This is a genomic window from Fundicoccus sp. Sow4_H7, assembly GCF_052115865.1.
In the GTDB taxonomy this organism is placed as follows: domain Bacteria; phylum Bacillota; class Bacilli; order Lactobacillales; family Aerococcaceae; genus Fundicoccus_A.
In genome coordinates this window covers 90,930-113,284 of the sequence record NZ_JBQKME010000001.1, presented here as the reverse complement: position 1 = coordinate 113,284, position 22,355 = coordinate 90,930, and the positions used below count along the sequence as shown (strand labels likewise).

Sequence of the window (22,355 nt, the reverse complement as noted above, 5' to 3'; positions counted from 1 at the left end):
AGCCTACATTTATTTGTTGATTTCAAATGCTTGGGTCAAGTTATTTTGTATATTATTGAATCTCAAAGTACTCCTGTAATTTCAAGGCTAATACATCATCGGACAAGGGATTTCGATGGGTATTTTCTAAATAAATATGTTTTTCAGTTTCAGGCATCAAATATTTTTTATACCAATTAAAGTAAACTACTTGGTCGCCTTGAATCCGTAAGTAGCTACGATAAAGAGAAAGATTATGGACGGTTAATTCAATATTGGTTAACCAATCCGCACTATAAAAGCCTTCCCACTTATCATGCTCGCCAACTTTCCATGCCTTTAAACTGTCTTGGAAAAACCAAAGTGATTTTGAGGCATGGACAAAGGCTTTGGCGGTTTCTTCTTGATCATGTAATTCCATAGCTGTCATCAGACTCTCCAACCCACAAGCAGCAAAATAAAGTAAATCAACTTGATAGCCAATTAAGTCAGTAAAGCGAACTTTTTCATCTGCCACTAAAGCATTTTCAATATCGGTTTTCATTGCTTTAAGTTGTTCAAGTTGTGGAATAATGGCTTGGCATTCATTTTTAATCAGTGCAACTTGCTCTAAAAGTGAGACTTGACCTGTCAACCAATACAAACGATCAAGTGGTTGATTTTTCTTATCAGACATTAGGTGAGCAATCAGCCTTCGAGCTGTAAAGAAATAAATTTGTTCGCCTGCTTTTTGATCTTCTTCTGTACCAAACTTGAAGGAGCCTTGATGAAAGGCATTCAGTAAGTCTGCCACTGCTTCAGCTTGTGTCGGAAATAATCTTTGGGTAAAGTCCTCTAGTTGCTCTTGAATCTTCACTTCTTTATTGCGCCAAATATTTGCGACTAAATCAATGAAATAGCTATGCATTTTAATATTTCCAACATTTAATAACAGATAATCCTTGCCATTATTGGCAAAAATGTCTTTAAAGGCTTCTTGGATTAAATCAGGATGATTTGGGAACATGGTCAAGTGATTAGATGCTTGCAAGTCATGGAAAGTAATATGGTAATACACTCCTTCTTTACCTTTATTTTCAGGTAAGGAAGAAATTCGCTTATCGACATTTCCGTTGCGACGAGAAACCATTTTTCCATAGCCATTATCTGCCCAAATTTTTATAACATTTGGGGGCAAAGTGATATGTCCGTCTTTATATAATTCTGAAATCTCACCATAAAGATTGACACTACAAATCGCATCAGGAACAGCTTCTTTTATTAATTGGTATTGAATCGCCATCACTTCACTAATTTGCTTGCCTTGTTTTTCAGGCGTATCAAATTCAGGATCAGTTTGCCAAAACGGCGCATCGCCTTGCCCTCTAAAAGAAAGAGCCCAAATTACTTTTTTATCTTTTTGGCGTTCAATGGCTTCTTGCCATAATTTGATATACAAGTCACGATGTTCTTTAAAGGATGCTTGCTTATCAGGGTATGCTCTTTTGAACATTTCAGCCCCTAAAGGCTCAGCATGATGATGGGTTAGATACAAACCAAAATCTGCTGCTAAATCTTCCTGGATACCTTCAGGCAAATCTGTCCCTGGTAAAACCATATTGCCACCTAGACGTAATAGAGTTTCAAACACTGGGAACCAGACTTCTTTAGTTGGTGGATAACCTAACTCTTTTTTCCATCCAATGAGACATACCTCATCATTGACAAACCAGCCCCTATATTTAATAGCAAAGGGTTCAGACTTATAGTCTTGCATAGCTACAGCAATTGAGCTTTGCTTTTCAAAAGTCATGTGTGCCCAATACCAAAAGGGGTCGACTCCCAAATACTGCTGACTGATATATAAAAGTCCATAGACCAAACCTAACTCATCGGACCCATCAACTGTTAAGGTCTGAGGATTTTGAAAGCTAATTGAGAATTGCTCGTCATGAGAAAAGAGTGAAGCATTTGGTTCGTTCACTCTAATCTCAGTCAAGTCTTCTATGGCTTTAGAAGCAAGTGTCGTCATTTGAATATCTCGGTTTAATATATTTACGGCATTTTCAATAGCTGGAGTAGGCTGTCCATTTGCCTTAATTTTTGTTTGCTGATTGATTATAAATTTTTGCATGATTATACCTCCTTAATCATGGGCTAAAACTAAATAGTCATAAGCTTTTAGAGTATAGCTTCCAGCTTGTCTTATTTGATCATTTAATTTATCCATTAATGGTTGATGCAGTTGGATGGTCTTTTCTTCTTTCGACAGGTTAACCAACCAATACTGTAGTTTACCCGAAGTTTCTTCTGTTCGATTAAATACAACTACTTCATCAGAAGTCTCTAAAACATTATTAATCGTATGTGCGCCAGCATAATGAGTAATCAGCTCTTTCATCAACTCATCACTTACATGAGCCCCTAAGTAAACAAGGGTCCCTTTTCCAATTTTCTTCTCAACTATGAAAGTTTTATCTTTTGCGGTTTCAGAAGTCACTTTACCTTTTACATAGTCGGTATCAATATCGACAAAAGTATTTAAACCTTTTAAGTCAGAAGTGATGCCAAAGGCTTCACCAGTCGTTTGCCCTTCTTGACTATAAAATTGAACGGCAGATTCTATACCTAGCAGTTCTCCTAATTCGCCGAGACCATTATCTGTATGCCATAAATGCTCACTTGTCCGGTCAGATGTCATTGGTCCAACAAACCAAGTACCGCCTGCTTTGACCATATCCATTGCTCTAGCCACATAGTCCTTGGATAAATTATGCATATACGGCGAGAACAGAACATCGACTTGGCTTAAATCATGCCCTTCAGGTACTAATTTACGATGGATATTCAAATCTAAGAACAATTTATGAAAAGCATTCATTAAAGCTTTATATTGATAGACTCCTCCATTTTCATTATCAATAAATGAACGTGCCCGGTCAGAGTAAGTGATGGCTACTTTTGGTTCATCTAATTCAGTTTGTGAGATAAGCGGCTTTAATTTTTTGAAAAGATCACTTACTTTTAGGACAGAATCATATCCAATGGTTTTATCGCCCCAAGAACTAACTACCGACCCGTGCGGTTGTTCACAACCTGAACGCTGGCCACGGAATAGCCAATAAGAAAAGGCAGACGTCCCTGCTGCAAAAGTAGTAAACGCCTCTGCTTCTACATAGCCTTGGTCATGTAAAATACCATAGTTTTGAACATGCCCATTATAAGAAGTGCTCGTTTCAAGCAACATGACTTGTCGATTGTCATTTTTGACATAACGCCAAGTTTCTTGGTTCATCACAAAGTTTTCGTAATGCTCAACAGGCGTATAAGTATCGAAACTCATAAAATCAATTTCGTTTCCGATCATTTCGTTATCAATATCGAAAAAGACACCTGTATTATGGGTAATTGGAATATCGTGGTGTTTTTTAATCACAGCTACTTGCTCTTTAACAAATTCAGCCAATTTCTCGTGCTGGAATCGTTTGTAATTTAAAAGCAAGGCACTGTTATGAATAAATGGTGTCGCCAAAGGTTGAACCACTTGATCAAAGGCATTATATCTCTGACTCCAAATGTCCGTTCCCCAAGCGTCATTTAACAGATCTACCGTCTGATATTTATTCTCTAACCACTCATGCCATAAACCTTTACAATTTTCACAGAAACATTGTCCAACATGGCATTTAAACTCATTATCTAATTGAATCGCCACAACATGGTCATATTTCTTAACGACTTCCATCATTTTGTCAGCAATTATATATGCGCGTTCTCTAAAGTAAGGATTATTGGTACAAATATGTTGCCTTGACCCATGTGACATACGGGTATTATGTTCATCCACATGCAATCGTTCAGGATGATTATGTGTCAACCAAATAGGAGGCGTCGGTGTAGGTGTACACACAATGACGTCAATCCCTCTTTCTTTAGTTAATTCTAAAGAACGTTCTAAAACTGTAAAATCAAAATTATCTGGTGTTGGTTCAAAAGTTGACCATGCAAATTCACCTAAGCGTGCTAAATTCATGCCCAATCTCTGCATATGGTCGTAATCTTCAACCATGACTTCATCTGACCATAATTCAGGGTAGACACAAGCTCCGTAAAATATTTTATTCTTGCCCATCAAATACACTATCCTTTTCTGTCGAATTATTTATTTGAATAAATGATTTCTGCGTATATTTTGAAATAATATAAGCCGGTAATGAGATTAAAAAGAAAACCATAAATCCTGGAGAAATGTTTAAAGCAAAGCTGATAATTAATAAAAATAGTCCCATAATAATTGCATGATTTAAATGTGAAAGACCGATAATAAATGCCATTTTAAAAGTTTCTACATAAGAGGTGTTATAGTTCACTAAGACTGGAAAACTATAAAATAAAACCACTAACACAATACTTCCTACTCCGCCTAAAATAAGCGAAAGAAAGAAAAAGACGACTGTAGGTAAGCCTGGTAAATTTATAAAGCCAAATATTAGCAAAGCAACGACAATTGCAAGACTATAGCCAACAAAGTTTGCCCGCATAAAGTAACGCTTATAGGCTTCAAAAAAGCTTTTAAAAAGAGAGACTTTAAAAGTTTTTTCTTCAGAAACTTTCGTCCAGACAGCAAACAAGGCTGCAGTTGCTGGTGCACATCCAAAGACAATCAAACCTAATAAGGTAAATAATAGCCAAATTAAATTGAGATAAGCTAAATACATAATCCACTCAGCCAACATATACAATCTGTTGACTATACTGTTTTTCTTCAAAGTTGTAGCCCCTTTCATCTTCATAAAAATAAAAGTAGGCATAAACTTTTCTCGTTTATTACTACTTCCATTTAATTTTCGGTTTTCCTGTGGATTATAAAATCTGTTTCGAATTTTTACTTCAAAATACTATTCGCTTCATTCACAAATTGATTAGCGGCTGCTTCAGGAGTCAATTGACCATTTTTCAAAAACTCCACAATTCGTAAAAAGGAAGCTCTCACTTCTGTTTCCCCTGGAGGTGAAATGGGTTCAGCTGGCTTAGTATAGTCGCTAAGTTCATCTAAAAAGCTGAATGTTTTTAGTGTCGCATCATCTACTTGCTCACTTAATTGTTCCCGCACTACAGAAGATATAGGCACTCCACGTTCTGCTTGTAAGATTTCATTAGCTGCTAAATTGTTGGTCATAAAATTGATAAATTGTGCAGCAGCTTCTGTATTTTTGGCATTCGAACTAATCGACCAAGACATGGCTGGCCGAATATAGTTGGCATGGATACCGTCTAATGACGGAAGGACGGTTAAAGCTAATTCATAATCCGTTCCTTGCTGGTCTGCAATTAATTGATTACTCGCAGCTGTCCTCATTAATGAGGTTCCATCTTGAATCATGCTTTCTGCTCCTACGTGATAAGTCAGCATCATATCATGTGATGGAGCCGCTCCATCAGCCACCATTTTATGTAGCCAAGTAAAATAATCAATTAAAGTTTGCGTGTTAAAACCAACCCCATCGCCGAAATCGTTATAGATTGATTCATTATGTTGTCTCACAAAATTATTAAATAATTCATACTCAGAATTCGCAAAATCATAGCCCCAATAATTGAAACCTTCAGCTCTTATCATTTCTGCTAATTCGATATTAATGGTGTATAAGTCCTCGTAGCTATATCCAGCTTCCAAATTTACGTTATATTCTTGAGCTAAATCTACATTATAAATAACGGCCAAAGCATTTGCTCCAGCAGAAATCCCTAAGGTGCGGTCCCCAATTATTAATGTTTCTTGATAGATATCGTCTACATCTGACAAATCAATCATTCCAGCCTGAATAAATGGATCTAAATCAACCAACAAGCTATTGCTATCGAATTCACTTAAATAAGAATTATCCATTTGAATGACATCAGGCAAATTACTACCAGCTGCTTGCGTATTCAATCGTCCCCAATAGCCATCCCAAACAGTGTATTCTGTTTCCACTTTGATGCCAGTTTCCTTAGTAAATAATTGAATCGCTTCAAGTGTCATATCATGACGTTCTTGGCTACCCCACCATGCGACACGAATAGCCTGTCCTTCTTTGCCTTCTGCCGCAACAGTCACTATATTAGCGCTCCCTTTGTTGAAAACACTCATAAACATTGTAATGACAACAATTAAAGCAAATAAATATTTCCTCATTATTTATTTTCACCAACTTTTCCACAAACAAGATTGTACTTATAGTATACTTTTCTGGCACCGCTTTCTGAATATAAAAATGAAACGAAACTATCAATAATCAACGCAATTCAATAATTACTTTTTATATCAAAAGACTCTTTTCTCTTGGTTTGCAGAAAAGAGTCTAATATATTTACTTATACAAATACATAAAGATATTCTGTTAGAGCAAGAATTGCTAAAGATTGTCCATAAGGCATTGTCGTTACTCGAACATTACGGTAATAATCTAAATTATCTTCCAAAGCAGTCCCAACAGAAACTTTTTCAACTGCTCCATCTTCATTAATATTATCAATGATCCCCTTAATTGCTTTTTCAGCAACAGGTAAATACTCTTTAGAAATATAACGTTTACGGATTCCTTTCAGAATACCAAAAGCAAATCCAGCAGTTGCAGATGCTTCTAAATATGATTCCTTTTCATCTAAAAGTGTGTGCCATAGGCCACTTTCATCTTGAACTTCTTTTAAAGCCGCAACTTGGGCATTTAAAGTTTCTACTAAATATTCATATAAATGGTCACCTGCTTGTAAATCTAGGATTTCAATAATTTCAGGAATCGCAATCGTTGCCCAACAGTTTGCTCTTCCCCATAAAGCATCGGCAAAATGATGATGGCCTTCAAACGTCCAACCATGGAACCATAAACCACTTTTTCGGTCTGCTAAATATTTAATATGGATCAGGAATTGTCTTTTCGCTTCTTCAACATATTCTTTGCGGTCAAGCAACAAACCAATTTTTGCTAAAGGCAACACTGTCATCATCAAAGTATCCGCCCACAACTGATTTTTATTTTCAGGACCATAAGTCATATGTTGCAGACCATTTTCATCCGTACGCGGCATATCATACATTACCCAATCTGCCCATTGCTCTAAATATGGCTTGTATTCCGGACGATTTTCTTCTTCATACAATAGCGCCATTGTAAGTAAAGGAGCCATAGTATTCACATTTTTTGGAGGAGCCCCTTCCAATAAGCGTTGCTCAAACCATTCATCAATAATTGCTTTAGCTGAGTCACTTTTTGTGAATTTATAATATGAATAAAGACCATACAAACCGACACCTTGTGGCCAATTCCATACATGCCAACTCTTATCATCCACAATTAAACCATCAAAATTTAATAGATACTCACCTGTATCGTCTTTGATAGTGGATAAATTTTCTGCTAAACGATCAATATATTCTGTAATCTTATCTTTATTAAGTGTTAATTCTGTCATTATTTACTTTCCTTTATTTATTATATTTTTTTAAAAATTCAGTACTACTTTCGATATAAGGCTCTTCTGTTTCTTCAAGAAGAACAGGGATCCGTGGTTTTTCAGCTTTAACTTTATTCAATAAATATTCATAATCCATCTCACCTTGACCCACTGGCACAATCTTTTTCTCATTATTTTCAATGACAAAGTCTTTGGCATGAATCACAGTAATGCGGTCTCCAAACAAGTCAAAAGCTTCATCAATAATTTGATGTTGAGTTTCCACCGACGCATTGTCAGGGAAAATATAATTAACGACGTCCAATATTACTTGCATATTGTTGGAATCTACTTCATCAAGCAATCGTTTCATCATTTTCGGCGAATAAATTGGGTGATTAATCCCACCTTCAATGGCTACAATGACCCCATGCTTTTCAGCTTCCGCTACTAATTCCTTTACACTATGAACAGCACTAATAAATGCCACTTCTTCAAAGTTCTTTTCAGTGTATTGTACTTCAGGCGTTGCAGCTCCCGTTTCCGTCCCCACTGTCAAAGCACCCATATGTTTAGCATGGCGAATATGTGCTTTAAAGAAATCTAAAGCAGCTTTTCGTTCCACTGGATCAGGATGAATCAGATTCACATAACAACCTAAAACAGCAATATTTACATCTTGCTTACTGAAAATGTTGCCTATGTCTTTCGCCATTCCAACGTTCATATTTCTAGTAGTCACGTCATGTTCTTTTAACGATCTTTTTAGTGCAAGTTGAATATAGTTAATATTACGCTCTTTCAACTTTGCGGCTAAATCTTCAAGTGTAGTGTTCGCAATATCATGCGCTCGAACTCCAATATTATACATAAGTACCTCTCTTTATTCTTTTTCTAAATGAAACACTTCTAATAAATCACGGGATACAGGACTATTGTCAGGATTTGTTTCCATTACTGGAGCCATAAAATCCCACCATCTTTTATTCACATCAGTGGTCGCAGTCTTGTCCCAATTGTTATCATCTTCCAATTCTAAATAAGCAAACAAGAAACTTGTCTCCTTATCTAAATAAATATTGTATTGAATTAATCCGTGTGCTTTCAACATACTTTCCATCTCCGGCCAAAGCTCATTATGTCGCTTATGGTACTCATCATGTTGATCCGGATACACTTTCATCACAAAAGCTTTTCTTATCAAATAAATTCCACCCTTTCAAAATTTTCATTTTAGTTTAGTTAAGTGCTGTTTAAGGCACTTGGTTGATGTTGGTTTGTTTAGTGGTGTGTGCTGTCTGCTTTCTGGATTGCAGTGGCAGCGAGTTGGTTGGGTTGTTCTCGGGTCTGCGCGCTGTCTCGGTGGATCTGAGAGCGTGTATTTTGGGGTATTCGAGTTTGTGCGCTGTCTCGTATGACCTGAGTGCGCGTATTTTGGTATTTTTGGATTTGCGCGCTGTCTCGTATGATCTGAGAGCGCGCAAATTGGGTTTTTAGGATTTGCGTGCAGTACCTCACTGAAGGGAGTGCGCATATTCTGTATTTTTAGTCTTTGCGTGCACTCCCAGTCAACGAGAGTGTGCGCATATCAAATAAATACCGATTACCGAAATGCTTTTTTTCATAAAAGGCAGATATTTTCATGTTTCACACATATTTATTCGATTACTATCGTCTTTTTTGGAAAAGCATTTGTAACCCCTATCATAATTATATATAATAATAAGTAAGGTTTCTATATAAAAAAACAACTTTCTATATAGGAAAACTCTAATGATTAAAAGGAGTATACAATACAATTGAATTTTATAAAAAAGTATTCCTATAAAAAGTTATTGTTCAGCGGTATATTGATATTTTTAGGTGTGATTTTCACTATTTTTATTTCAATTAATTACTTTAATACAGTTGGTGAAGCAACTAATCTCACAGCTGAGCAACAAAGAAGTCATCTCACCCTTTTAAATGATCAAATTGAAGAACAACTGGCTAGTATCGAAGGACAGTCGGTTGTATTAGGTAGGCAAAATAATTTAAATGATGTCGTTAGAGGAAATGCCTCCTACTATCAAATGGGATTATTGACGACCGAAATCACAAATGTGGTTGTGACAAATTATTTAATTGATTCAATAGAACTCTATATCGATAGTCCACTTCCGCCTGCTCGCGAAGATACACCCGTAAAATTTGGGTCTTTATCGGATATAGAGGATTCTGATTTAATGAATAACTTGGGAGACGATAATGTTAAATGGTTAGGAATTAGGCAATTTGAATTATTTGATGAATCGCGGAATGTCATTACGCTTGCACGTAAATTGCGTAACTTTAGAGGCGAAGTCCATGCACTCTTATTAGTCAACATTAATCCGACTGAATTAAATAATTGGCTGGCATCATTCCAGAATCAGTCAGATTTATTAATCTTAAATGATCAAAATGAAATATTAGCAAGTACAAATGAAAGTCCTTTAGCTGAAGTTTATGCTTTACCTATTGAACTGGATACTCCTAATCAGCCAGTTCACCAAATAGTAGATGATAATTTAATCGTTGCTAATCGCTTGGCATCGCCAGCATGGACCACACTTAGTATTACATCTTATGATTATTTGACTAATACTAGTCGTGAAATGGCTTTAGGCATGACCTTGGTTAGTATCATTATGATTAGCCTGGCTTTAGTCGGATCAATGTTTGTGATTACTCAATTCACTGCTCCATTTAATCAACTCATTAATTTAATGAAGGACTATAAATTAAATCGAACGGTACAAGAAATTCCAGATGATTATGAAAATGAATTTGGGGAAATTTTTGACGTCTATAAAAACTTGATTGAACGGAATGAATATTTGTTAAATGAAGTGATTACTCATCATAATCAGCAGAAAATAGCAGAACAAAAAGCGCTACAGGCGAATATCAATCCTCATTTTTTATATAATACGCTCGACCAATTAAACTGGCGAGCAATTGAAAATGACGATGATGAAATGAGTCACATGATTGAACTGCTAGGTGAAATGTTACGCATCGGTTTATCTAAGGGCGAAAGCGTCATCCCCATTGAAAGAGAAGTCGCTTATGTTGAAAAGTATTTAGAATTACAGCAAATTCGCTTAGAAAATAGAATCAGCTACAGCCTCGAAGTTGAGGAGAATATTAAAGACAGTTACATTCCGAAGTTGACACTACAACCTTTTGTAGAAAATTCAATTATTCACGGCTTCAATAATATGGATTGTGGCCATATAACAATAAAGGTTTTAGAATCAGTAGACGAGACCATTACGATAACCATTAAGGATACTGGTGAAGGAGCAGAAACATTTGAGAAAAGTTCAAACACTGATACTGGTGGATACGGCATCAAAAATGTACGCGAAAGACTCGACACTTATTACAATTATCAAGCGAAAATTTATTTAGCAAACGCTAAAGATAAAGGTGTAATTGTTAAAATTGTGATTCCAAATATCACTAATGTGGATGACTTTTCAAATATTAACTAATAGAAGAGGTAACAAATATGTGGAGAGTAATAATAGTTGATGATGATAAAAAAGTATGCGAGGGAATTCAAAAAATAATAATAAATGCTGAGCTAAATTTTGAAGTAGTCGGCATGGCATTTAACGGTGCTGAAGGCTACGAGATGGCACTTGAGACAAAGCCTGATTTAATCATTACTGATATTTATATGCCAAAAGCAACTGGTATTGAAATGATTCAAGCCCTGAGAGAACAAAAAGTAGAATCTGAAGTGATCATTTTAAGTGGTCATTCAGAATTTAAACACGCTCGTGATGCCTTAAAATTAAATATTAGAGAATATTTATCCAAACCTACTTCAAGAAAAACACTAATAAAAACATTAGAAGATATCGATACGCACTTAACTAATCAACATAATGAATCGGAACATTTATTGAACTATAAAAATCAGTTAAAAACTTATACAAAAAATGCTACGGAAGATTTACTGCAAAATACTGTAAAAGGCTTGATTAATTACGATAATTTATCTGCAACGCAAGAGCGCATCATCCGTAATTGGCCGCAACATTTTTACTTACCGATCCGCTTTAATTTTTCTGTAGATTATGAAGCAAATAGTAAGTATTCGAACACCATGCTACATTTTGGTATTGAAAATATCATTAATGAGTTATCACAAACACTTAACTTTAAGTTTTTCTATGTCATCCTTGACGCAACAAACTTTGTACTCTTATTAAAGTATGATCATGAGACGGATGCTTCTTCCTCGTTCGATAAATCAATAAATCTTACTGCTAATACCTTGGGTGAATTTTTCCAAACAAACTTTGACTACGATTTTGGTCAGCTTGCCAATACATGGGAAGAAACAATCGATAACATTCAAAACCTACTCTTTAATTTTGAGTATGAACTAGATTCAGATACCTTCTCTAATTTTAAAAATGAGCTATCTAGTGCCATTCGGCAAATGAATATTGAAATGGTTAAGAAAAGTATTGTCGAATTTTTTACCAACCTGAAGAGACACAATTATATTTATTCAAGAGGTTTTAATATCGCACTTGATATGTTCACAATTCTTAAATATGAGTTAGGCATTTTAAATATTAATATTTATAAATATTTGGATGATGATAACTTGCTGCACACCTTAGTTTCATTCGATTCTTGGAATGAATTGCAACAGTTCTTTTATCAATTAATTAAAAAAATGGAAAGTGAACCTGTGTTCGAAGATAATGTGAAACACACGCGACTTGTTCAAGACGTGATTGAATACATCGATAAAAATATTCACACCCGTTTTACTCTAATTGAAATCGCTGATGAATTGTATATTTCTAGAAACTATTTAGGGAAGATTTTTAAAGATAAAATGAATATCACCTTTAATGAATATGTGACGCGGACCCGAATCGAAAAAGCCCGTAAAAAGTTACTGACAGGCGACTATATGATCTATGAAGTCGCAGAATCTGTTGGCTTTGACAATCCTGCATACTTTACCGCGGTTTTCAAAAAAGTCACCGGTTACTCTCCTTCCAAGCTATTGCAAGACACTAAAAATTAAATGATTTCAAATAAAAAACGAATCCTATTGTACAATTTGATGTACTGGGATTCGTTATTTTTGTTTAGTTTTTTTGGTGGGATTTTCCTGATTAGGTAAGTGTGTTGTGTTGCTATCAAAAGGTTTCGTGCTTGTTTTCAGGTTATGTGTAAAATGATGGGACTAAGGGAAGTTTTTAACGCTTTTTTACGCTTACGTCACTAAACCTTTGCAGTTAACGGAAAATTTGAGCTCTTTTTTACGTTTAGGCAACCAAACACCTACTGTTAACGGAAGTTTTTAGCTCTTTTTTTCATTTACGCAACTAAACGTTTGACGCAAACGGAAGTATTTAGCACTTTCTTACGTTTACACGCCTAAACCCCTGGCCTTAACGGAAATTTTTAGCAACTCTATACCTTCACGCACTAAATCCCATTCCCATCGTAATCCATCACCACATACTCAAAAGTCTACTAGCTAAAAACCTACTCCTTAACGGGCTAACCATCCACCATCTACTGCCAACACGTGACCGTTCACATAATCCGACGCTGGGCTGGCTAAGTAAACGACTGCTCCCATTAAATCATAAGGAGTTGCCCACTTGCCTGCTGGAATACGGGCAAGGATTTCTTCGCTTCTTTCTTCATCTGCACGAATTTCTGCTGTATTTTTTGTTTCGACATAGCCCGGTGCAATAGCATTAACTTGAATACCTTCTTCAGCCAATTCGTTGGCGAAAGCTTTTGTTAAGCCGACCACCGCATGTTTACTTGCAGTATACGGAGGAACGAATTTTCCACCTTGGAAACTCAGCATAGAAGCAATGTTAATAATCTTACCTTTTTGTTGTTTAACCATATACTTAGCTACTCGTTGACTTAAATAGTAAACTGCGTGCTGATTTAAAGAAACAACCTTTTCATAGTTCTCATCTTTATAGTCCACAATAGGTTCTCTAATGATCATCCCTGCATTGTTTACTAAAATATCAATTTTGCCAAAATGGCTGATACATTCTGCAACGAGCTCCTCAATTTTACTCTTATCCGTTAAATCTGCCGCATAAAAATAATAGTCCGCATTGATTTCTTTTAGTAGTTTTTCAGTTTCTTCCCATTCTTTACTATGAGTGGCAACAAATACTTTAGCGCCCGCTTTTGCTAGCGCAATGACATATGCCTGACCTAAGCCTTTATTTCCACCTGTGACAATTGCTACATTATTCTTTAAAGAAAATAAATCTAATGAAAAATTTGTGAGTGGCTTATCCATACTTACATTCTCCTCCTGTAAATTTTTTATTAACGATTTTTGCAACTTCTTTTTGTCCAAATAGCAATGATATGTCAACAAGACGGTCTAATAGTAAATTATACTAATGTTTTTTGAATGGATTGTTTAACCGACATTAATGAAGCAACAATTTCTTCAACTTTGTCTTCTGTTGCCCGATATACCGGAAGGCTCATACTGAAAGCCCCTAGTATTTCTTTAGGCTGATTCTTTCTTTCTCTTACGAGTGAAGTCCCCACACAGAATACTCCCTCTTCATTTTCTTCATCATCAATTGAAAAGCCTTGTGAGCGAATAGTTTCTACTTCTGAAAGTAATTTTTGTGCTTCTGCAATAGTTTTGTCTGTTTTAGCAACGAAGTTCTTTTCATTTATATAATTGAATAAAGATTCATCATCTAATTCTGCTAAGACTGCTTTCCCCATTGCTGAACTATACAATTCTTTTTTGTCGCCCACGTCAGAAGAAATACAAATAACAGATTTGCTAGATTGGATCTTTTTAGTCGTCACTATTTGATCTGCTTGATAAACTCCTAGGTGGACTGTTTCATCAAAAGCTTCGTATAAATCATCAATTTTACGCAAAACAGAATCATCGAATTGGTATAATTCTTGTTTTTTTGATGAGTATTTAATAATTTTTTGTCCAATGGAATAGGTCTTATTTTGGTTGTTTCGAGACACATATCCAATGTGCTCTAAGGTCTCAAGTATTTTAGAAATTGTCGATTTTGTGATGCCAGTATTTTCTGAAATTCTACTCAAAGACTGCGGAGTAGGCGTATCATAGAGAAAATCTAAAATTTGATCAGCTTTAATAAGGACTGTTCCATATAACTTTTTCTCCGCCATTTTTCATTCCTCCTCCTTAAATATATATATCAAAAACGACTTTAGATTTTAAATCATCCAAAGTCGTTTATCATTATATTAACACATTTTCATTTGATTAGTAAATTTAGTCATCTGAAGCTGGTTGTTTTCCGATAGAAGCTAAAATTCCACCGTCAACATATAATGTATGTCCATTCACAAAGTTAGATGCATCAGAAGCTAAAAATACTGCTGGTCCTTTTAGATCATCTGTTGTTCCCCAACGAGCTGCAGGAGTCTTAGAAATAATAAACTCATTAAATGGATGTCCTGCTACACGTAGTGGACCAGTTTGAGGTGTTTCAATATAACCAGGTCCAATCGCATTTGTTTGAATATTGTGCTCACCATACTCAGCAGCAATATTCTTCGTTAACATTTTCAGACCACCTTTAGCAGCAGCATACGCACTTACTGTTTCACGTCCAAGCTCACTCATCATTGACGCAATGTTAATGATTTTTCCGTGACCTCTTTCGATCATTGAAGGAATCACTGCTTTAGCCATAATAAATGGTCCTGTTAAGTCGATGTCAATTACTTGCCGCCATTCTTCAGCAGTCATTTCAATCATAGGAATACGTTTAATAATTCCAGCGTTATTCACTAAAATATCAATTGGTCCTACATCTTTTTCAACTTTAGAGATGAATTCATTTATTTCATCTTCTTTAGTTACGTCAGCTACATATCCATGAGCTTCAATATTTGCTGCTTTATAGCCTTCTAACCCTTGATCAACCAATGTTTGATTGATGTCATTAAATACGATTGTTGCTCCAGCTTCTGCAAGTGCACTAGCAATCGCAAAACCAATTCCGTAAGATGCTCCAGTTACTAGAGCAACTTTTCCTTTCAGAGAAAAGGAATCCATTGAAAAGTTTGTCATTTATTTTCCTCCTGATTATTCGTCGATCTTAATTTGTAATATTTATTATTTCAAGTCTTCCATAGCAACGAAGTCCATATCATCATAAGTGATATTTTCTCCACACATTGCCCAAATAAATGTGTAGTCACTTGTACCCACACCGGTATGAATTGACCAGCTTGGAGAAATAGTTGCTTGTTCGTTAGCCATCACTAAATGTTTAGTAGCGCTTGGCTCACCCATGAAGTGCATTACACGAGTATCTGGTTCCATATCGAAGTATAAGTATGTTTCCATACGTCTTTCATGTGTATGAGCTGGCATTGTATTCCATGAGCTACCTTCAGATAAAATTGTATAACCCATTTGTAATTGACAGCTTTCACATTGATTTGGGTGAACATATTGGTAAATAGAACGGTGATTCAATGTTTTGTTTTCACCAGTTACTTTAGGTTCAATATTATCAATCGCTAATTTAACAGTTGGGTACACTTTATGTGCTGGTGTAGAAACCACATAGAATTTAGCTGGGTTACTTGGATTATCAGATTTGAAACGAATGTCTTTTGTTTCTTTTCCAATATAGAATCCATCTTGTTTCTTCATTGGTTCTTCATTGCCTTCAATTGTAATGGCACCTGGTCCACCAATGTTAATAACTCCTAATTCACGTCTTTCTAGGAAGTATTCAACACCTAATGACTTGTTTAATACGATTTCTAATTCTTCATCTGTTGGAGTAACTCCCCCAAAAATCATACGGTCGTGGTGTGTGTAGTTAAGAACAATTTTGCCTGGTGTGAAAATTTCTTCCACCAAGAAGTCTTTTCTTAATTGTTCCGTAGAATAATGTTCAATGTCTTTAGGACCATTTGAGTAATACGTTTTGTATGCTGTTTCCATCTAACATTCTCCTTTTAGTTTGTTTTTTTATTTAATTTATTATTTCTATATAGGAAACTGCTTGTTCTTATATAGAAACCTTACTCTTATAATAGGTATTATTTCAACAAATGTCAAGCCCTTTCATAAATGAATTTAATTAGGGTCTGTGATGCTATTGACTTACAAGAAATTCAGCTTTGCTAGCTAGGGTAGATCGTCTTTCTTTCCTCTATTTGTTTAGGTTTGCGGATTTTATCAGCTAGATAAAGTCTATCCTCGTTTTGATTGGTAAGGCCTTATAAGCTGCGTTGAAAATCTCTATGCCGTGGGAGCTTGGTTGGATTTCTTTCCAGTCAAAGCTACTTTGTTTCATTTAAATATGTAAAGGTGGTCCCTTTTTCAAAAGCTTTTGTGGACATAGTATAATTTGGGAAAATTTATTCTATATTCCGATTTAATATTGACCAATTTGGACAAAAATCACATTGGAAACCTACTTGTCTCGTACTCACTCGAGATTGCTCTTCCAATTTGATGATTCTATTTATTGGAATTAACCCTAGCTTTTTATTTTATAAAAAATAATTAATCATCTCCATTGAATACGTTACCATAACTTGTATAAAAGCAATAGAGCTATTCGATAAGTGCCTTCTTTTTTGATTACTTTTCATCTTATTTGATACTCGAAAGTTATATAATTTAACTTGAATTCTTGAAACTCATAACACTGGTGGATCGCTTCATGGAGGATCAGAATTAGAGCGAAATAGCTACTATTATTTGATTGTACAAGACACCTAATAAATTAATTCATATTTGGCATTAAAGCCTTTTTAAGTTCAAGTACCACCTCAGTTAAAAAACAGGCTAAATTCAGGGTTGAGGTACCACTTTATTAAATTTTTGGCGTTTATTTTGAGTCAGGTACCACTCTGATTGATATTTAACATGATTTTTGGGGTTCAAGTATCACTTCACAAGGAAAACGCCTATAAATTGGGAGTTCAAGTACCATTTTTGCCGAATAAGGTACTTGAGTCTTGAATAAATGACGATTTTTAGCCGAAAGGTACTTGAAACCCTCTAAATCAGCATTAAACGACTGTAAAAGGTATTTGAACTACTAAATTTAGATAGATTTCTGAGCGAGGTGGTACTTGAACCATGAAATCTTAGGCTTTTTCGCTTTTGGTGGTACTTGAACATTTGTATCGGATTGTAAGACTGGCTTAGCGATGAACGATCTATTGTATTCCGATGATAGATTGGACAAAGTAGTACTTGAATTCTCGACAAATTTGATATCATGACCTTCCCCACTCTAAGTGGTACTTGATCCTTGAACAAACTTAGTTTTCCATCCTAAGTGCTTTTTGACTTCTTGAACACACTTAGGCTCTTCAATTCTAAGTGGCATTTGTCTTCTTGTACAACAAGATTAAACTGGACACTTGGTTTCAACAAATATGGTAGCTGGACTGCTTACAATCATTCCCATTCATTCCGACTTAAAATCAAACACAAAACTTTGACAAAGACAATAAATCTGCATATCGTCACACCATGTTCTTATCATGATTTCCAACTGATTTAATATGTAAGAAAAACAATATTTTACCCCGCATAAAAAGCCTTGTTACCGACGAAAGAGCCGTCAGTATACAAGGCATTTATTTATTTTATAGGTAGTTTGGATTTGGAACGACTCCGAAAGCGTCTGCTAATTCTTGAAGTTCTTCATCTGTAATTGTTTGTTTGATTTCTCCGCTGTGGTGGCTGGCTACTAACATATAAACTTCAGCAGCTTTTTCTGCAGTTTCAATCAGACTGAAAGCATCATCAAGGGATTCACCTGTACCGAAAATACCGTGATGTGGCCAAATAACTAGGCGGTGGTCTTTCATTTCCTTAGCGGTTGCTTCTCCGATAGCGTTTGATCCTGGAACCATCCATGGCAGAAGTGACACACCTTCTGGGAAAACAACGATACATTCTGTACACATTTTCCAAAGTGTTTTTGTAAATGCTTTTGGCGATGGGTCATGCACAAATGTCATTGCGATCACGTTAGTTGTATGGCAATGCATAATAACACGGTGATTTTCATCAATTTTTAGTCTTTCAATATGACTCATAAAGTGTGACGCTAATTCACTAGTTGGGCGTCCGCCATTGACTAAGCCCCATAATAAATCAATGCTCATCCCATCTTCAGCAACTTTTACGACTGCTAAAGTATCTTCTGGGTTCTTTTGAATATTTTTGAAGAATTTACCTGAACCTGTCACAATAAAATATTCGTTAGCCAGTTCTTTAACTGGGAACTCTAATTCGATTGAGCGTTTGACATCGTTTAAGTCTAAATATTTTGCCACTTCATCTTTATCAAGGCGATAACTAATATTTCCACCATTACGTTCATCCCAGCCATTGCGCCACATTATTTGCGTGATGTCCATCATTTCCTGAATAAATGGAGCATCCATTGCATTTTTGTTAGTCATTTTTTCCCTGCTTTCTTATCGTTTTGATAATTCTTTTTCTTCGTATTCAAGAACTTCTTTCATCCAGTCATTTTCAGCTGGCACATCCATTTGTTCACAGTAGTAATCCCAAATTGCGCCAAATGGCATCATTTTGAATTGCTCAAAAGTTGCTAATCGTTGCGTATAATTGCCTTCATCTTGCCATTCTTTTAATTGATCGTTAGGCATTAATAAACCATACAACAAGGATTTGATAATGTTTCTAGTTCCGATTGCCCAAGCAGCCACACGGTTAATACTTGCATCAAAGAAATCTAGACCGATTTTCACTTTATCTAAAGCATCATTCCTAACAATTTCTAGACCAATTTCTTTTAATTCATCGTCAAAGATAATCACATGGTCACTATCCCAACGAACGGGACGAGATACATGAAGTGCCACTTGATCATTGAAGCAAAGTAGTGCAGAAATCTTATTAGACACCACTTCAGTTGGATGGTAATGACCAGAATCTAACAAGCATAAAATATCATTTTGCATAGCGTAGCCCATATAAAATTCATGCGACCCAACCACATAAGCTTCAGACCCAATACCAAATAATTTACTTTCCACAGCATCCAAGTTGTATTCTTTTGAAATTTCATCAGAAAGAATTTCATCCAAGGACTCTTTTAAGCGTAAACGTGGCGTTAAGCGGTCTGCTGGAATATCTTTGTAACCATCTGGAATCCAAATGTTTGTTAAAGTAGGACTACCTAATTCTTTACCAATATGTTCAGCGATACGACGGCTGGCTTTTACGTGGTCAATCCAGAATTGACGAATTTCAGGATCTGGGTGACTAAGTGTCAAGCCATCTGCTGCTTTAGGATGTGAGAATAATGTTGGGTTAAAATCTAAACCTAAGTCATGTTCTTTCGCCCAATCAATCCAGTTTTGGAAGTGTTCTGGTTTAAGTTGATTTCTTTCAACTTTTTCTCCATTTGTTTCTGCATAAATAGCATGCAAGCTAATTCTGTGTTTTCCTGGAATTAAGCTCAATGCTTTTTCAATGTCACTACGTAATTCTTGTGGATTAGTTGCTTTACCAGGATAATCTCCCGTTACATCAATCCCACCAGATAATTCTTGTTGGTCTACTTCAAATCCACCAATATCGTCCCCTTGCCAGCAATGGATTGAAATAGGAACTTGCTTTAATTTTTCCAGTGCAGCTTCTACATCAATTCCCCATTCTTCATACTGGGCTTTTGCTAATTTATAACGTTCATTTACACTCATGCCTTATTCTCCTTTATTTATTATATTCTTTAATTTCAAAAGACTGGCGAATAATCTGACGCGCCGTCTCTAAATCTTTAATCTGCTTGGTGGCAATTAGCTGAATGACTGCATTCCCAATGGCTGTCGCCTCAGTAGGACCAGTCACTACCGTCAAGCCACTCTCCTGAGCAAGCAATTCGTTCAATAATTCATTCTGACTACCACCGCCAATAATATTAATCTGCTCATACTTAATCCCTTTTAAGCTTTCAATTTCTTGAATGGTCTGGGTATAACTTTTTGCCAAACTAATAAATATTGTCTGCGCCAACTCTCCTGGATTTGTTGGCACTGCTTGCCCACTTTCACGACAAGCCGCTTGAATTTCGCCTATCATATTGTCAGGACTTAAAAAGCGATTGTCATTGACATCGACTGTACTGGTAAAATCTTTTGCAATACGAGCCAGCGTTACAAAGTCCGCAAAAGAATATTGATTGTCTAATAAACGACGGACTTCTTGAATCATCCACAAGCCCATAATGTTTTTCAAGAAACGATAGCGGCCATTAACGCCACCTTCGTTAGTAAAGTTGTAAGCCAAGGCTTGAGGTGTAGCAATCGGTTCTAGAGTTTCAATCCCAAGTAGCGACCAAGTCCCTGAACTCAAATATAAGGTTTCCTTATTTTCAGGCACTGCCACCACAGCCGAAGCCGTGTCGTGAGTTGCCGGTAAAATAACTTCTAACTGAACTCCAACTTCTTCTGCAATTTCTTCGCTTAAAGTCCCCAGATGTGTGCCAGGTAATTGAATCTCTTGCAAGAAATGAGTCGGCAAGTCTAATTTTTCTAAAAGCTCCTTGTCCCAATCCTTGCTTTCGATATTGACAAATTGCGTCGAGCTTGCGTTGGTATATTCATTTGCAGCCACACCTGTCAGCAAGTAGTTTAAATAATCTGGAATCATTAAAAATGTGTGTGCCTTCTGCAATACTTCTGGATTTGATTTATTCAGAGCGACCAACTGATATAAGGTATTGAAAGTTTGAAATTGAATCCCTGTCCGGTCATAGATTTCCTCTTTAGATACGGTTTGGAAGACCTCTTCCATTATCCCGTCCGTCCGACTGTCCCTATACGCAACCGCATCAGTTAAACGCTCACCTTCCTCATCCAACAAGACAAAGTCAACCGCCCAACTATCAATCCCCAAACTTTTTGGCTGATAGCCTAAACGAACTGCTGCCTTAATCCCCTCTTTAATCGATATAAATAAATGATCAATGTCCCAAACCAACTGACCATTCTTGTCATGCGCACCATTTTCAAAACGATGCACTTCTTCTAAACGAAGCTCCGGATCCTTTGGATTCGCTTGGTCTAGCCAACTCACGATGACACGCCCGCTCGAGGCGCCAATATCAACCGCCAAATGATGTTGTTCCAATCACACTATCTCCTCTCTCCATTAATAACTTTTCTGTTTAATAAATATGAGCTGCTAATCTGTCACGATGATCTTTATGTAAACGGTATCACATATTATTATACTAGATCTATGAAATATAGAAATATCTGTATTTGGCAAAAAACTGTCCTTATTTGCCTGGGGTTGGGTAAGTGTGATGTGCGGTGCTTTTGAGTATTGCTAGAGAGGTGGGGTAGTTTTTTGGGGAGTTGGGGGTGTGGCAGTTTATAGTGTGACTGAAGGAAGTGTTAGTTTTGTGATGAGTTGGGGGTTAGGTTTTCTGTAATATAGGAAAAACTAGTGGACGATATTTTAGAGCAATGTATGCTATCCCTCTTGGTAGGCATAGCATACAAAGTCTATTTTAAGGAGTTGCGTGCTTTCTCTCTCTTGCGAGGGACAGCATACAAAGTGGATTTTAAGGGGAGGCGTGCTATCTCTCATTACAGGCATAGCACACAAAGCCTATTTTAGGGAGTTACGTGCTATCTCTCTAGTGGGGGACAGCATACAAAGTGGATTTTATGAAATTGCTTGCTATCCCTCTTGGTAGGCATAGCACACAAAGTTAATTTTTAGGGAGTAGCATGCTATCTCCTCAAATGAGACAGCGCGCAAGTTTGATTTCATAATTTACGTGCACTCTCTCACCCAAGGGAGTGTGAGCATTCAATAATTTGAACGTTTACGCGCACTCCCTCACTTCAGAGAGTACACGCACCCCACAAAATCCTACACAGCT

General features: G+C 36.3%; 16 protein-coding genes. 2 read left to right on the top strand and 14 right to left on the bottom strand.

The window, feature by feature from the left end:
* Positions 1-52 precede the first annotated feature (52 nt).
* The 7 genes from ACTQ54_RS00435 to rhaM all read right to left on the bottom strand — a co-directional run bounded on the left by ACTQ54_RS00435 (position 53) and on the right by rhaM (position 8,599).
* Positions 53-2,092, bottom strand: coding sequence for a glycosyl hydrolase 115 family protein (locus ACTQ54_RS00435; protein WP_441753865.1), 2,040 nt, complete (start codon positions 2,090-2,092; stop codon positions 53-55).
* A gap of 12 nt (positions 2,093-2,104) precedes the next feature.
* The gene (locus tag ACTQ54_RS00430) at positions 2,105-4,090 is read right to left on the bottom strand and encodes a beta-galactosidase (protein ID WP_441753864.1); all 1,986 of its coding nucleotides are present in this window, start codon (positions 4,088-4,090) and stop codon (positions 2,105-2,107) included.
* A complete protein-coding gene (locus ACTQ54_RS00425) occupies positions 4,077-4,769 on the bottom strand; it encodes a YesL family protein (RefSeq protein WP_441753863.1) in 693 nt (230 codons plus the stop codon). Before ACTQ54_RS00425 ends, ACTQ54_RS00430 begins: the two co-directional genes overlap by 14 nt.
* 74 nt (positions 4,770-4,843) lie before the next feature.
* Positions 4,844-6,136, bottom strand: a complete 1,293-nt coding sequence (locus ACTQ54_RS00420; protein WP_441753862.1) for an ABC transporter substrate-binding protein — start codon at positions 6,134-6,136, stop codon at positions 4,844-4,846.
* Positions 6,137-6,315: 179 nt separating this feature from the next.
* Positions 6,316-7,413, bottom strand: a complete 1,098-nt coding sequence (bglB, locus tag ACTQ54_RS00415; protein WP_441753861.1) for a beta-galactosidase BglB — start codon at positions 7,411-7,413, stop codon at positions 6,316-6,318.
* Between the two features lie 13 nt (positions 7,414-7,426).
* Positions 7,427-8,266, bottom strand: coding sequence for a sugar phosphate isomerase/epimerase family protein (locus ACTQ54_RS00410; RefSeq protein ID WP_441753860.1), 840 nt, complete (start codon positions 8,264-8,266; stop codon positions 7,427-7,429).
* A 12-nt stretch (positions 8,267-8,278) separates the two neighbouring features.
* Positions 8,279-8,599 carry an L-rhamnose mutarotase gene (rhaM, locus tag ACTQ54_RS00405; protein WP_441753859.1) on the bottom strand — a complete coding sequence of 107 codons (321 nt, stop codon included), beginning with the start codon at positions 8,597-8,599 and terminating at the stop codon, positions 8,279-8,281.
* A 595-nt stretch (positions 8,600-9,194) separates the two neighbouring features.
* On the opposite strand from rhaM, the gene ACTQ54_RS00400 reads away from it, so the two are divergent.
* Both ACTQ54_RS00400 and ACTQ54_RS00395 read left to right on the top strand, forming a co-directional pair.
* Positions 9,195-10,913 (top strand): sensor histidine kinase, encoded by a 1,719-nt coding sequence (locus ACTQ54_RS00400; RefSeq protein ID WP_441753858.1) that lies wholly within the window; start codon positions 9,195-9,197, stop codon positions 10,911-10,913.
* A 17-nt stretch (positions 10,914-10,930) separates the two neighbouring features.
* Positions 10,931-12,475, top strand: coding sequence for a response regulator transcription factor (locus ACTQ54_RS00395; protein ID WP_441753857.1), 1,545 nt, complete (start codon positions 10,931-10,933; stop codon positions 12,473-12,475).
* 474 nt (positions 12,476-12,949) lie between these two features.
* On the opposite strand, the gene kduD is transcribed toward ACTQ54_RS00395, so the two are convergent.
* From kduD to rhaB, 7 genes are all read right to left on the bottom strand, one after another.
* Positions 12,950-13,732, bottom strand: a complete 783-nt coding sequence (gene kduD, locus ACTQ54_RS00390) for a 2-dehydro-3-deoxy-D-gluconate 5-dehydrogenase KduD (RefSeq protein WP_441753856.1) — start codon at positions 13,730-13,732, stop codon at positions 12,950-12,952.
* A gap of 98 nt (positions 13,733-13,830) precedes the next feature.
* Positions 13,831-14,607, bottom strand: a complete 777-nt coding sequence (locus ACTQ54_RS00385; RefSeq protein WP_441753855.1) for an IclR family transcriptional regulator — start codon at positions 14,605-14,607, stop codon at positions 13,831-13,833.
* Positions 14,608-14,713: 106 nt separating this feature from the next.
* On the bottom strand, positions 14,714-15,517 hold the full coding sequence (locus tag ACTQ54_RS00380; RefSeq protein WP_441753854.1) for a gluconate 5-dehydrogenase: 804 nt from the start codon (positions 15,515-15,517) through the stop codon (positions 14,714-14,716).
* A 45-nt stretch (positions 15,518-15,562) separates the two neighbouring features.
* A complete protein-coding gene (kduI, locus tag ACTQ54_RS00375; RefSeq protein ID WP_441753853.1) occupies positions 15,563-16,405 on the bottom strand; it encodes a 5-dehydro-4-deoxy-D-glucuronate isomerase in 843 nt (280 codons plus the stop codon).
* Positions 16,406-18,069: 1,664 nt separating this feature from the next.
* Complete coding sequence (gene rhaD, locus ACTQ54_RS00370) at positions 18,070-18,894, bottom strand: rhamnulose-1-phosphate aldolase (RefSeq protein WP_441753852.1); 825 nt, start codon at positions 18,892-18,894, stop codon at positions 18,070-18,072.
* A gap of 15 nt (positions 18,895-18,909) precedes the next feature.
* On the bottom strand, positions 18,910-20,163 hold the full coding sequence (gene rhaA, locus ACTQ54_RS00365; protein WP_441753851.1) for an L-rhamnose isomerase: 1,254 nt from the start codon (positions 20,161-20,163) through the stop codon (positions 18,910-18,912).
* A 13-nt stretch (positions 20,164-20,176) separates the two neighbouring features.
* Positions 20,177-21,592, bottom strand: coding sequence for a rhamnulokinase (gene rhaB, locus ACTQ54_RS00360; protein ID WP_441753850.1), 1,416 nt, complete (start codon positions 21,590-21,592; stop codon positions 20,177-20,179).
* Positions 21,593-22,355 lie beyond the last annotated feature (763 nt).

Bases quoted from the DNA above. Each gene is read 5' to 3' on its own strand.
- ACTQ54_RS00435 (WP_441753865.1), bottom strand. From the start codon at position 2,092: ATGCAAAAATTTATAATCAATCAGCAAACAAAAATTAAGGCAAATGGA.
- ACTQ54_RS00430 (WP_441753864.1), bottom strand. From the start codon at position 4,090: ATGGGCAAGAATAAAATATTTTACGGAGCTTGTGTCTACCCTGAATTA.
- ACTQ54_RS00425 (WP_441753863.1), bottom strand. From the start codon at position 4,769: ATGCCTACTTTTATTTTTATGAAGATGAAAGGGGCTACAACTTTGAAG.
- ACTQ54_RS00420 (WP_441753862.1), bottom strand. From the start codon at position 6,136: ATGAGGAAATATTTATTTGCTTTAATTGTTGTCATTACAATGTTTATG.
- bglB (WP_441753861.1), bottom strand. From the start codon at position 7,413: ATGACAGAATTAACACTTAATAAAGATAAGATTACAGAATATATTGAT.
- ACTQ54_RS00410 (WP_441753860.1), bottom strand. From the start codon at position 8,266: ATGTATAATATTGGAGTTCGAGCGCATGATATTGCGAACACTACACTT.
- ACTQ54_RS00395 (WP_441753857.1), top strand. From the start codon at position 10,931: ATGTGGAGAGTAATAATAGTTGATGATGATAAAAAAGTATGCGAGGGA.
- kduD (WP_441753856.1), bottom strand. From the start codon at position 13,732: ATGGATAAGCCACTCACAAATTTTTCATTAGATTTATTTTCTTTAAAG.
- ACTQ54_RS00385 (WP_441753855.1), bottom strand. From the start codon at position 14,607: ATGGCGGAGAAAAAGTTATATGGAACAGTCCTTATTAAAGCTGATCAA.
- ACTQ54_RS00380 (WP_441753854.1), bottom strand. From the start codon at position 15,517: ATGACAAACTTTTCAATGGATTCCTTTTCTCTGAAAGGAAAAGTTGCT.
- kduI (WP_441753853.1), bottom strand. From the start codon at position 16,405: ATGGAAACAGCATACAAAACGTATTACTCAAATGGTCCTAAAGACATT.
- rhaD (WP_441753852.1), bottom strand. From the start codon at position 18,894: ATGACTAACAAAAATGCAATGGATGCTCCATTTATTCAGGAAATGATG.
- rhaA (WP_441753851.1), bottom strand. From the start codon at position 20,163: ATGAGTGTAAATGAACGTTATAAATTAGCAAAAGCCCAGTATGAAGAA.